Here is a 12801-nt window from a genome sequence, read left to right on the forward strand (position 1 = left end):
CTTTGAGTACATCGAAGTTGATTACAACAAGACAAGAAGGCATAGTGCTATTGGCTATCTCAGCCCAGAGAACTTTGAATTAAAAAATAGTGCTTAGCAAAGTGTCCACTTTTAGTGGTACGGATCATTGGCGAACAAACCCTTTATAATTGGCGTAACAAAGCCAGAGAACAGGGTCGTCCAGTGCCAGGAAATAAATCAACACCCGAACAGTGGTCTGCTGAAGCGAAGCTTGCGACCGTGATTGAAACCGGCTCCATGAGTGAAGCCGAACTTAGTGAGTATTGCCGTGAGCGAGGGCTTTACGTTGAACAGGTAAAAGCCTGGAAAGCCGAATCACTCAAAGGTTTTGCCAGCTCACGCGAGCAAGAGCTCGAAGCCAAGCGTCAGCGCAAGACTGACCGCAAAGAAATTAAACAGCTTAAGCGTGAGCTGCGTGAAAAAGAAAAAGCCTTAGCTGAAACGGCAGCGCTTCTGGTGCTTCGAAAAAAGCTGGATGCGCTCTGGGAGAACGACGACGAGGACGATTGACCTCGGTCTCACAGCGCATTCAATACGTGTCGTGGATACGTGAAGCGAATCAAGCAGGTGCCCGATTACGCCTTGCCTGTGATGAAGTTGGCATCAGTTTACGCACGTACAAACGCTGGTATCGCGGCGGCAAGGTTACCGCCGACAAACGCCCTGAGGCAATACGTCCAGCGCCGTTGAATAAGCTTAGCGAGCATGAGCAACAGGTTATTCTGGATGTGTGCAATGAAAGCCGCTTCGCCAGTTTACCGCCAACGCAGATTGTACCGGCGTTACTGGATGATGGGCTTTATTATGGCTCTGAGTCGACGTATTACCGGCTGTTAAAGCAATATGGGCAGTTGAATCACCGAGGACGCAGTATTGCACCTCGGGTATCAAAAGCGCCACAGACGTTCACGGCCACAGCACCTCGTCAGGTGTTCTGTTGGGACATCACCTATTTACCCAGCAATGTACGGGGGCAGTTCTTTTACTTGTACATGCTGGAAGACTTATACAGCCGCAAAATCGTTGGCTGGGAAGTCTACGCAGAGGAATCAGGCGAGCTAGCTAGCAGCGGAGCTGCTGCAGCGTACGTTGTTACGCGAACAATGCGCCCACAGTGGCTTAGTTCTGCACTCAGACAACGGTGCGCCGATGAAGGCACAAACGATGCGTGAAAAAGCCTATGAGCTGGGTGTGACGACATCCTACAACAGGCCGCGCGTCAGCAATGACAACCCGTTCGCTGAATCGTTGTTCAGGACCTGCAAATACCGCCCTGAGTGGCCATCTGCAGGCTTTAAAAGCCTTGATGACGCAAGGCACTGGGTACTCAAGTTCACGCGCTGGTATAACTACGAGCACAAGCACAGCAAGCTACGCTTCGTGACGCCTGAGCAGCGTCACACAGGTCAAGATAAAGCGATACTCGCGAATCGCAAAGCAGTGATGGAAGCGGCGAAAGCAAAGCACTCAGTTCGTTGGGGTAAGCGTCAGGTTCGCAATTGCACGCCGGTTGGGCCAACCACCCTTAACCCGGCAAAAGAGCAGGTGAAACAGGAACAAAAGCAGGCTGCTTAAACGGCCTGATGGTGACAACTAGCTTGAAAAACACCGGGTGGCCAAAATCTTCGATTTCTTCCCAGCCTTCTGCGCCGGAAATGACCGCAGTCAGCGTTAAAAACAGGACATCAAACAGTTCATAGGTTACTTTTGATGCTTGCCTTGGGTCTTCAATGTCGGCAAAGTGGTCAGTCAGCAAAGTCAGGCTCATCGCGGCTCTCCGTAAAAGAGAGTATATGATCATGACTAGAACTGATCGTCAAATCGATCGATTATTTAGCTGTTTAACTGGTCAAAAAGCGTTCACGATCTCGCCCTGGATGAAGGGAGTGTATCAATTTACTAAACCTAAAAAGGAAAACTAGTTCTAATTCTATCAGAGAGCTAGGCTTTCTAGTGTAGCTTGGCCATTTGACACCTTTCCAGGCCATGGTTTTTCAGCATGATAGAATAATACGATGATCTCATAGTTCGTAAGTATTTTTGTAACGTATGCATTAAGAGCAGTCTGCTTTGTAGACTCGATGATAAGTACCTGATCTGTGTTGCCGTAACCACTCGTTTGCATCGCTTCTTGATAGCAACCGAGCTGAAAAAGTCCCTTAGCACTCTGACTAATAAGGTTGTAGATTGTCGCAGTTTTAAGTTCGCAAACTAAACTCCTTTCACTGCAAGGTATAAAGAGGTCAATTGACGAAGATTGCATAGGTTTTAAACCTAAAAGCCTGAACCTCGACGCGATTTCTCTTAGCATATCTTGGTGGCGTTTTTCAGCACGCTCGGTCTTCTCGACTGCATCAACATGGTCAGAACCGGTAGAATCTTGCGCCACAAAACGCCGTGCAAAAATTTTATCAGGGTCTATCAACGCGAGATTTGTATCGACTCTCGGAACGGAAATATCGTTGCTTCGTTTCTTTGAAGAAGACCGTTTGTTAAACGACAGGGTCCTAGTAGGGTCAATTTCCGAAAGCGCCGAGGCTAGTTCTTTCGTTGCTTCACTTTTATGATACTCACTAATCCATTGATAAGCTAAATTAGCGAAGGGAGGCATTTTTCCGTTACTACGCGAGCCCCATAATTCATCGAGGCAAAATGCCGATGATGCGGCTGCAATCAGTGCTCGGGCTTTTGATAAAGGATCTCCCCTTAAAGGGACACTCCCCATTTTTTTTAGAGTTTCTTCCGGAAATCTATGCAGTTTCACCATAACGTTATTTATTACGATTTTTATGAAACTGGAGACAATGCTTTCCTCTATAGTATGTAAGCCAACATTAAGTGTTTCTGAAATATCTACTTTGAAAGAATCGGATGAGGAGACAATGGCTTGCGAAAATATGAGCGACCGTGATGAATCTACTGTGAGACAGACGTCTCCGGCGTTGATACCATCCTCGAAAAGCTCGACCAGATTTATATGAATTTTGCCAAATAGATAACTCCCCTTTCGATTATTAAACACTATCCAAATTGTGGCTCCTGCCAAATTCTCTGGACGCTCTGGGACAAAATATTTGGGTACAACGTATGATGTGGACACGCCTGATTCTTCCCGGAGGGGAAGCGCTAATGAGGAGTCAAGTATCCAAATATAGTTACTCATAGATGGTCTTTATTCATCAGGGATTAGCTCTTTAAGGGCCTCATCTAATGAAGCAGGCCATGATATATGATCGCCGAGCAAAGAATGCTGCTGAAGCTCCTTATCTCGAAGTCTGATTACTTCAGTTTCTTCAATTGTTCCCTTACAGACTAAAAGATAGTAATTAACTTCTTCCGAAATCTGTCCACGCCGATGTATCCGGTCAAGCGACTGAAGGTAATGCGCCGCTTGATTTGAATAAGAAACATAAACGGCATCGTACGAGGCATGCAGCGTAACTCCAGCACCAGCTGCAGCTGGGTTCCCAATGAAAAGCATTCTGTCAGGAGATTCCTGAAATAAGCGAACGGCTTCTCTCCGTTGATCATTCCCGACAGACCCATCTATGCGTAATGGATAGTAGGACTTATACCGATCCATCAAATCATCAATGTTCTTTTTATAAAATGACCAAAGTATGACTTTGCGTCCTTTTTGAATCAAATCGGCGATCAGTGTATCCAAGTGCTCATTTTTGACTGGGGTGTCCGTATATGTTGGGTCAACAGTGGAGGGATTAGAGCAAATCTGAAGCAACACAGCTCGCCGCTGGAAGTAAGTTGCTAAATTACGTTTAAACATCTTATTATCGAGTGAACGAAGTTCAAGCTCCAATTCTAAACGAGCCTTTTCATAAAGTAGGGCTTGACGCCCTTTTAAAGGTAAACTGACCACGTGGAAGTGTTTCTCCGGAACATGTTGTAATATTTGAGTTTTTAAGCGCCTTATTATAGTTCCACGTGTTTCTATTAGATCAGAAATAACTTCTCTATCAGCGCTGGGCTCTGCGCTCTTACGGAAACCTGCAAAGGTGTATCCGGTATCGGCGAGGTTAAACTGATTTATTAGATCATATTGAGAGTTTGGGGCAGGAGTTCCACATAAGACAAAACATCTAACGCAGGATGCACGAAGTCTTTTAGCTGACTCTGCTCTCGCAGAGCTGACATTCTTCACGTAATAGGACTCATCTACAACGAGAAGATAGCGTTTTTGTTCTGCCGTTGCAGAAAGCGCAACTTGCATGTGTTCGACGCCCTCGTAATTTGTGACTAAGACGTCAAAGTCTTTGAGTGCGGTTTTAAATTTTTCTTGTCGGTCACCGCCCGCTATAGACACTTTATATTTTCTTGGAAGAAACTTTTCTATGTCTTTTGGCCATTCACTCATCATTGTTTTAGGGCAAACGACAATCATTGAGTCTATCTTATCTGTTTCTTTGAGAATATCGAAGGCTGCAATTGTCATCACAGTTTTTCCGCTGCCTTGCTCATCGAAAAGACAAAGTCCAAGAATATCGGGTACCGCCATAGCGGATACTGCACATGATTGTGCTGGATCTAATAATCTAGCCCAATGTATTGGGAGGCCTTCCGAGTAGTTGTTTTCTATTATCTCTAAGGCCATTTTTCTACCTTGAGCGTGTAAATCGAACTTACGGAAAGCATCTTTTATTTCACTAGTATTTTCAGTATCTTCAATTAGATCTCGAACAAGGGGCAGAGCGCTAACTGGAAAAGTTAGAGTGTATTTATCAGCTTTGAGAACACCACCTAACCTATTATTTAGTCGGGCTTTGAGTTTGATTTGTTCAATGCCTGAGCACTCTATACGTACTTCGTTATCGGCCAGTGAAATTTTCATACTATTATTTATCAGCCGTAGCTTCGCCCATCTTAATGACGAGCTCTAAAGATTCTTTTAAGTTGTCGATGGACAATTTAGGGATAACCTCGATCTGCTGGGCAGTTAGTTCTCTTAGAAATTTTGCAAAATTATCTATGCGGCCTACTGCTTCATCCTGGCTTTTTACAACACGGGCATTATAGTCGAGGATTGCTTTCGCGGATTTGGCTGCAGTCGGTTCGGGTTGTAGTAGTGCAGCTTTGGCTTCCGGATGTATCCAAGCTCTGTAAGCAACCCGAACTTCTTGAAAACTAGAGAATTTTCCTTCATGTATCCATTTAAAGAATTGTATCTTGAAATCAATATCTGTGTTCAGTTGTTCATAGAATGACTTTTGAGCTTCATTAAAGAATTGATAATTTTTTGCCGCTTCGTTCTCAGCGTCTTGTTCTGTCATTCCGAAACCACCGCCATATTCATCCTCGGGATCTAATTCTGAGGTGGCAAAAATAATGTACTCGGATAGTATTTGGTGGATTTTCAGAGTTTGTTTTATTTTTGATTTAGCCCAACTAAATCTTTTTGATATATCATCAATTCCAAGACCTGATTCGTGAGCGTCAAATACCATCAGAGCTTTAACGTATTCCGGCCACTCAATTTTCAAAGAAGCCGAGAAGTTTTCCTCAACTAACACATTTTGTTCATCTTCTTTGGAGGCATTCTCGGCGAGAACGTGAGCTTCTACAGTCTCCAAATCTTGCTTGTTAGGATCAGTTGCAGGTATGCTTTCTAATGCATATTTAATAGCAAAAAAGCGACGGTTACCATCAAGCAGTTTTCCGTCGAATGACAATGTCAACGGTTCTCGTAGCCCGTTTTTTATAATGTCATCGCGAAGCTGACGCAACTTAACTTCCGAGTCATTCTTCATTAGTTCAAAAACTTCTTCTTGAGAGAGTGCCCGATCGCCAACTTTCTCTTTCATTGTCTTTTTTGCGAGCTGGATTCGTGGATTATCAACCCAACCTTGTATCGAAGAAATTTTTACCTTTCCGTCCCATACCATCAATTTTCTTCCGTTAAATAAACGCTGACGGATTTGTGGACCATTTGAATCAGATAATAAAAAATCAGGATGCTTAGCCATGTCGGTTTCCTACCTACTCTTCTATAATTGGTTGGTATTTAATATCCTGCGCATCGAGCAAGCTTTCTAAATAAATGACTCGTTTTTCGAGAACGCCTTTTTCAAGAGCCCTAAGTGCTTCTTCATCGGTGTTACTACTTGTTCTAAAATTATTATCTGTTACCAGTGCATCTGAAAAGGTAGAGCTAAAAGGTTGGTCCATCGGTCTAAAAAATATTTTTTCAGAATTTATACGAGCTAACCAAAAATTGGCAAAGTCTTCCTCGAACCGATCACGTATTACAAAAGTGAGTGCTTCGTGTATTGTGGCGACCTTCTCTGGAAGAGAATCGTACCGGGAGACAAAGACTGCAAGATCCGTAAATGGTGTATTACTTTTAAATTCAGTGAATAGTTTAGGGAGGTTCTTCTTCCTGTCACTATGATAACTCAGACCCCATTTAATCTGAGTGGCTGATAACCCCATTTTCATTATCGGTGCTGGCCTGCTAGGGTAGTCATACTCAGTAGTTGATTTTGAGGCTTTAGTTAAAGGGACAGTAAAAAAATTTGAAGAAATTCTCTTCTCGGGATGCTTACCACCTATATCTATCTTTCCTAAAACTGATACGTGACGTATGACCCCATCATCAAATGATTTAAGTTGAACTAGCTTGACATATTCTAGCTCCATCGCCTGTCGATTAGTTTTACCCTCAAATGTTCGAGGATTCATGTCTAAGGATGAGACGCCAAGCCTACTTATAGTTGCTGCAAACGCTATAAAATACATCAGAGCTGACGTTCGTTCCAATGACTTTTTCCCAGCAGTAGAAACCGGGGTCAATCTATTAAACGACTGCTCAACCAATTCGGGACTGAAATATAAGCTCATAGGAAATCTCTATTACCGTTATTTTTATAATTTAAATTTTTTTCGGTGAAAATACTACGTCTCTATCACAAGCTCTAAGGGGCTTTCCTGTATTGACGAATTGCTCAAAGGTAAGAGAATCGGTTTCACTTTGTATATCTTCACCACTCAAGCATTTGTTAATTTGTAAGGCTAGTTCGTATGCAAGTCTTGGTGGTACTGCATTACCAATTTGTTGATACTTTGACTTAATACTTTTTCCTTCAAACCCGAACCAGTCTGGAAAGCTTTGTATCCGGGCTATCTCACGAACCGAAAATACTCGCTGTTCAATAGGATGCCATACACCTGCGTTCTCTGGCTTAAATGCAGCCGTTATTGTTCCGGCTATTTCGTCACGGTGAAAGCGGCGATAGAAATTTGGCCATCTGTATTTTCTCATATTGTCGGCTATTTTTTTTAGTCTCTCTGGAAGCTTTTCGTAGGGAATACTCTTCCAGGACCCTCCCTCCGGAACCATTGACCCAATACTAATAGCTTGGGGATTTAATTGCATAAGTTCCGATTGGTTAAGCGCATTTGGTTCTAAATCAAGTATTGTGTGCTTAAGCGATAAATCGTCTCTCTCCACAGCTGCCGGAAAGGAGAACTTCCCTCGATTCTCGTTTCGTTCAATCCCAACTATGAATACTCGTAGTCGTTTTTGCGGTACATTGTGCTTAGAAGCATCGACTAGACTAAATACGACATCGTATCCCAAGGAATCTAGATGCTCGCAAATCTCTTCAATCAAAAGTTTCTCTTCTGTTTTAAAGGATAATAGCCCTCTAACATTTTCGAAAACGACTGCTCTTGGCTTTAGCTCTTCAATAAATTTCAAAGCTGTTTGATATAGGGTGCCGCGTTCATCTTTAGTTCCTTTGCGTGAGCCCGCATTTGAAAACGGTTGACATGGGAAGCCTGCAGTAAGGACGTCCAGTTTTTCAGTTAACTTTGGTGGCGTGATGGTATGAATGTCGCCGTTAACTATTTCTCCTAGATTAGCACGGTAAGTTGAACATGCATCTGGGTCTATATCGTTTGAAAAAACGGTTCTGAATCCAGCCTGCCTGAATCCGAGATCCACTCCGCCACAGCCTGAGAAAAGGCTTACATGCGTTCTTTTGCATTCGCTTTCATCTCTCAAAGAATCAAATACGCTCCAGGGACGAGGGGGGAAGTCGCTACTAGCATCGACCATTGACTTAAGATTATTAGAGATTAAAGCTTGTAAAGTGGTTTGCTTCATTTCTGCTAACATTTTTATCTTAGCGTGTGTTTCTTTATCCACCTCTATCGTCAAGGTTTTGAGTCGTTTACGGCGTTCAGATTGACATTTCCTGATGGCTGCGGTTCTCTCTACTTTAGGTTCTACAAGGCTCTGATTCATGGCTATTATCGAGTGAAATATGTGGAGTGGTTATAAGTCAACGATACTTTATCTATGTTTACATGTAAACGTGTTATTTTTGTTTGACCAGTTTGACCAGTTTGACCAGTTTGACCAGTTTGACCAGTTTGACCAGTTTGACCAGTTTGACCAGTTTGACCAGTTTGACGAGTTTGATCGGATTTGGCAATGATCTGTTGACGTTAGGTGGATCGAATAGTCTCCTATATCAACTGTGAAATGAATAGCGATCGGTTTACTAAACGCCAAGGTTTAATCCCCGGAAAACCGGAGCAGTTGTTAGTAGAAAATTCCGCTAAGCTAAAGCAAAGAGGTTCTCTATGCACAAATCACAATACACAGTGTAGTGGCATAGTTAATTTGGCCACCTGATTAGAGCTGTTATGATGGCAGCATAGCAAAATTAGTTGACAAAATGACAAAAAAAACCGTCCTAGCTTCAGCCCAGAATTTAGACTGGAAACAGCACAGTTAGTCGTCAACCAGGGGTATTCTCACAAGGAAGCCACCGATGCCATGGGCGTTGGGTATTCCATGCTGACTAAATGGGTCAAACAGTTGCGTGAAGAGCGTGCTGGCAAATCCCCGAAAGCCAGCCCAATGACGCCTGAGCAAGTTGAAGTTCGCGAACTTAAGAAGCGCGTCGAACGCCTTGAACTGGAAAAAGACATATTAAAAAAGGCTTCAGCTCTGTTGATGTCGGACTCCATGAAACACTTGCGTTAATCGAGAGACTGAGTCAGAGCAATACACGCCGGTATTCGGTAAAAGACTTGTGCGAAGTACTGGATGTCCACGGCAGCACGAATAAGTACTGGCAACGGCGAGATAAACGTATCTCACCGGAGGCGATTAAGCTACGCAGCCTGGTGCGCAAAGCGCACCGCTTAAGTAACGGCTCAGCCGGTGCAAGAACGGTTGCGGACATGATCACCAATGATGATACGCACAGCATTACGCTGTCCCGGTATCGTGCTAGTCGCCTGATGAAAAAGCTAAAACTAGTTAGTTGTAGCTGCCGAAACATGCATACAAAAAAGCAGCACAAGAGCATGTTGCGATTCCAAACTTACTGGACAGGCAATTTGCAGTGAGCGCCCCCAATCAAGTGTGGTGCGGCGATGTCAGCTTTATCTGGACAGATAACCGTTGGGCTTACCTGGCCGTTGTCATTGACTTGTTCGCACGACAACCTGTTGGCTGGGCAATGAGCCACTCTCCAGACAGCAATTTAACGTGTTAGGCGCTAACAATGGCGTTTGAGCGCAGGGGCCAAGGCTGTCACTATACCAGACGCAAATTTAGACGATTAATATGGCGTTACCGAATGCCGCAAAGCATGAGTCGACGCGGAAATTGTTGGGACAATAGCCCCATGGAGCGCTTTTTTAGAAGCTTAAAAACGGAATGGGTGCCGGCTACCGGCTATTGGAGTTTTATTGAAGCTAAGCAACGGATCAGCGATTATATTCTAGGTTATTACAGTCGATTGAGACCGCACTCGTACAACGGTGGGTTAACATCATCAGAGTCGGAGAAACGGTACTGGAATAGCTACAAACCCGTGGGCAATACTACTTGACCCATTTTAATGGAAATCTCATCGATGTCATGGTTCTATTTTTGGGGGAGAGGTCAGTGGGTGAAACCTGTCCAGTTTGTAACCTAGGAAAGATCCAACCCCAGCCGGATTTAGGTATTCTTGAACCCATGCTTTGATTTTGAACATTTCTATTTATTTAGACTAGCCAGCTAACCAAACCCCCAAACCACAGCCCCGCGCTGGAACACGGCGACTTCGGCCTTTCGCTTCATATGGTCAAACAGCGGTTTTTCCCAATACCGTGGCGAAAATTCGCCTAAGGTGCGGGTGACTTCAAATTCGAATAGCTCTGGTTCGGCGCTGTGGACGAATTGCCAGTTGTCGATAATGCGGTCCATGGCGTCGAGTAGCAGTGCATTACTGGGTATTTGGTCACGCTTTTGATTGTTTATGCGTTTGTGGCTGGGTAGTAGGTTCCATAAATCGTTGTTTTGCCACAGGCTATAGGGTAACGCGTGGTCGACGTCCATATTCGTGGTAGTTAATGCCTTTTCGCTCCATACACAGCGCAGATCGGGACTATTCAGGTATATTTTACGCGCAATACTTTGCTCGCGGGCGACATCGGGCTTCACTAGCAGACGTTCGAGTACGCGGCCTATGGTGACATGGGGCAGGGTTGCCCCGAATTGGCGGCATAATTCGGCCCAGCGCATTATTAAAGAGTCGCGCACCCAGTAGCCTGTAAGGCAAAATTCCAGCCACAAATCAGCTTCGACGACAATACGGTCGCTGGCTTTATCGTGGGCAAACATATCACCGCCGCTGGCGAATTTGACTGGTCCGGTAATGATCGCATGGCGAATTTTCTTTAGGGTACGCTGCAGTTGCTGGCTGATTGGTTTAGGTAACTTGCCTGCTTTCCATGTCAGCATAAACACCGAAAACAGCGCTTGGCCGCTACGATCAGCAATACCAAAGTGCACACTGGCATCGGAAATTAAGCTGCTTAAATGCGTGCGAAAACTGATATAGCTAGTGCCTTTGGTTTCGGCGTTGCTCTGGGGTATCAGCTCTGGCGTGGCGATAAGCGGCCAGTAATAGGCTAACCATAGTTCGGCGATTCGCATCACGGGAATGGCGATGGTGCCGTTAGGGTTCCAATCGACGGCGTGGTCGTCTTGTTCCGCCACGTCGCAAAAAGCACGTAGCAACGCTAGTTTGTAGGTGGCACTTTTGCGGTCGTTACGCAGCACAGATTCGATACGGTCTAACGGTTTGCCAATCGCGGAGCGGCGAACAAACAGTAGTGTATGCCAGCTGGTACCCGCGCGACCTAAGGCATCATCGCTGACATGCTCGCTAATGCAATCAAATGCCAAGCGTTTGCATAATAGCTTCAATTGCTCTGGGGTAATGGGGTTGAACAAGCGGCCTTCGGGGTCGCGGTGTTGCTCATCAATGTCGGGGCGCGCGGCGGGTATTGATATCAGCAAGCGCCCTTGTTCTACCAATAGGTCGCGCAGCGCCAATATAGCGTCGAACAATTGATTGTGTGGCAGGTGCATCAGCACCGCAGAACATAGCACGCCGTCATATTTTTGATAGCTGGTGACACCGCTCGGCAAACTGCCTTCAAATAAGCGGCCTTGCAAATGGGGGTGCTTGGCGATAGCAATCTCGCGCAATTCAGCGACGGGCTCTGCGCCATAGGCGTCAAAACCGTGGTTGAGTAGTTCGCGTAAGTCACGACCGGAACCTGCACCCACATCAAGCACTTTACTGCCTGGTAAAAACGCGTTGCTAAAGTGCGCGGCAACGCCGCTCTGCGCTACCTGCTCGTAGCGTTCAAAAATCGCTTCGGCGTGGGTGGCGTAATATGCAAGTGTGCGGTTGTCGATGGCCTGCATGTTCATCCCTTCGCAGTTTTATATCTAATAGTGCAGCGCACGTATGGTTCAGCAGCAAGTTGCTCAAATGAGCACAATATTGCAGCTCAGTTATACCATTGATAGGCTTGGAGCAGCTAACTTTACACCCACTTGCCAAACTAAACCAAACTGGGCACTATTTAAGCGTTACTTTCACGGAAGATACTACTATGGCTCGCTCGAACCTTCTTGGCGATACCTTTGAACTCGCGCGGCGCATACCGGTGTGGTTTAGCGTTGTTCTGGCTGGGTTGCTCTATTTTACGGTGCCTAGGTTATATGTCGCGTTCTCTGCGGGTTTCGATGAGCCGCTTACTCAGGCGCTTTTCGATGGCTTCCAGATTTTTGTAACGCTGATTCTGCAATATACAATTCCCGCAATTTTACTCTTGGGCGCGTTTGCTTCTGTGATTGACCGTTTTAGGCAAGGCGCACTGCTGAAGCGTGCACGACATGCACCGAGCGAGGCTGACCCTTTCGCGTCTATCTCATGGCGTCAGTTCGAGCAGCTATGTGCGGCGTACTTTCGTGAAAAAGATTACTTCGTGATTGAAACCCAAGGTGGTGCGGATGGTGGCGTTGATTTGAAGCTCCTGAAAGGCACGCAGGTGTTCTACGTGCAGTGTAAGCATTGGCGAGCCCGTAAAGTGCCTGTGCAGATGGTACGAGAGCTGTTTGGCGTGATTGCGGCCAAAGGCGCCGCTGGCGGCTACCTTGTTGCGTCCGGTGCGTTCACTAAAGAGGCCGAGCGTTTCGCCCAGTCGACGCAAATTAAGCTGGTTCGCGGCCAAGATGTGTTGAAAACTCGTCCAGAACAACCGCCACACGATATCAACTTGCCTGTTTCACCTGTGCAAGCAACACCTGCCGCTTCACTACCTCAAATCACCTGCCCTGATTGCCAAAGCCCGATGGTGGTGCGCACTGCTACGCGGGGCAACTATGCAGGTCGTCAATTTTACGGGTGTACGGCTTACCCACGCTGTAAATCCATCATTAACTTGCATGAAGATCTCCCATCATAA

Annotated in this window: 8 protein-coding genes and 3 pseudogenes; 4 read left to right on the forward strand and 7 right to left on the reverse strand. The window is 45.5% G+C overall.

What is annotated here, in order from left to right:
• Both CWE07_RS14630 and CWE07_RS14485 read left to right on the forward strand, forming a co-directional pair.
• Window positions 1-97, forward strand: a 97-nt coding sequence (locus tag CWE07_RS14630; RefSeq protein WP_338022191.1) for an IS3 family transposase, incomplete at its 5' end; no start/stop codon positions are given.
• Between the two features lie 17 nt (window positions 98-114).
• Window positions 115-1596 (forward strand): annotated as a pseudogene (locus CWE07_RS14485) (IS3 family transposase).
• Window positions 1597-1636: 40 nt separating this feature from the next.
• Here the strand turns inward: CWE07_RS14485 and CWE07_RS06605 are convergent.
• The 6 genes and pseudogenes from CWE07_RS06605 to CWE07_RS06630 form a co-directional block, all read right to left on the reverse strand.
• A pseudogene (locus CWE07_RS06605) lies at window positions 1637-1789 on the reverse strand (transposase family protein); the annotation flags it as partial.
• A 165-nt stretch (window positions 1790-1954) separates the two neighbouring features.
• Window positions 1955-3184, reverse strand: a complete 1230-nt coding sequence (locus CWE07_RS06610; RefSeq protein WP_111569300.1) for a hypothetical protein — start codon at window positions 3182-3184, stop codon at window positions 1955-1957.
• 9 nt (window positions 3185-3193) lie between these two features.
• A complete protein-coding gene (locus CWE07_RS06615) occupies window positions 3194-4867 on the reverse strand; it encodes a DEAD/DEAH box helicase (protein WP_111569299.1) in 1674 nt (557 codons plus the stop codon).
• Between the two features lie 4 nt (window positions 4868-4871).
• Entirely contained in the window at window positions 4872-5999 is a 1128-nt protein-coding gene (locus CWE07_RS06620; RefSeq protein WP_111569298.1) for a ParB/RepB/Spo0J family partition protein, read from the reverse strand.
• A gap of 13 nt (window positions 6000-6012) precedes the next feature.
• A complete protein-coding gene (locus CWE07_RS06625; protein WP_111569297.1) occupies window positions 6013-6873 on the reverse strand; it encodes a hypothetical protein in 861 nt (286 codons plus the stop codon).
• Between the two features lie 31 nt (window positions 6874-6904).
• Entirely contained in the window at window positions 6905-8281 is a 1377-nt protein-coding gene (locus CWE07_RS06630; RefSeq protein WP_111569296.1) for a DNA cytosine methyltransferase, read from the reverse strand.
• A 477-nt stretch (window positions 8282-8758) separates the two neighbouring features.
• Between CWE07_RS06630 and CWE07_RS06635 the strand changes: the two are divergent.
• Window positions 8759-9884 (forward strand): annotated as a pseudogene (locus CWE07_RS06635) (IS3 family transposase).
• Between the two features lie 170 nt (window positions 9885-10054).
• On the opposite strand, the gene CWE07_RS06640 reads toward CWE07_RS06635, so the two are convergent.
• The gene (locus CWE07_RS06640) at window positions 10055-11755 is read right to left on the reverse strand and encodes a class I SAM-dependent methyltransferase (protein ID WP_181452265.1); all 1701 of its coding nucleotides are present in this window, start codon (window positions 11753-11755) and stop codon (window positions 10055-10057) included.
• 191 nt (window positions 11756-11946) lie between these two features.
• Between CWE07_RS06640 and CWE07_RS06645 the strand changes: the two genes are divergently transcribed.
• A complete protein-coding gene (locus CWE07_RS06645; RefSeq protein WP_111569294.1) occupies window positions 11947-12801 on the forward strand; it encodes a restriction endonuclease in 855 nt (284 codons plus the stop codon).

The sequence above is a fragment of the Aliidiomarina maris genome, from assembly GCF_003987335.1.
In the GTDB taxonomy this organism is placed as follows: Bacteria; Pseudomonadota; Gammaproteobacteria; order Enterobacterales; family Alteromonadaceae; genus Aliidiomarina; species Aliidiomarina maris.

What these genes read in the sequence shown, in the direction of transcription:
- CWE07_RS06620 (WP_111569298.1), bottom strand. Translation starts at nt 5,999, where the DNA reads ATGGCTAAGCATCCTGATTTTTTATTATCTGATTCAAATGGTCCACAA.
- CWE07_RS06645 (WP_111569294.1), top strand. Translation starts at nt 11,947, where the DNA reads ATGGCTCGCTCGAACCTTCTTGGCGATACCTTTGAACTCGCGCGGCGC.
- CWE07_RS06630 (WP_111569296.1), bottom strand. Translation starts at nt 8,281, where the DNA reads ATGAATCAGAGCCTTGTAGAACCTAAAGTAGAGAGAACCGCAGCCATC.
- CWE07_RS06615 (WP_111569299.1), bottom strand. Translation starts at nt 4,867, where the DNA reads ATGAAAATTTCACTGGCCGATAACGAAGTACGTATAGAGTGCTCAGGC.
- CWE07_RS06610 (WP_111569300.1), bottom strand. Translation starts at nt 3,184, where the DNA reads ATGAGTAACTATATTTGGATACTTGACTCCTCATTAGCGCTTCCCCTC.
- CWE07_RS06625 (WP_111569297.1), bottom strand. Translation starts at nt 6,873, where the DNA reads ATGAGCTTATATTTCAGTCCCGAATTGGTTGAGCAGTCGTTTAATAGA.
- CWE07_RS06640 (WP_181452265.1), bottom strand. Translation starts at nt 11,755, where the DNA reads ATGCAGGCCATCGACAACCGCACACTTGCATATTACGCCACCCACGCC.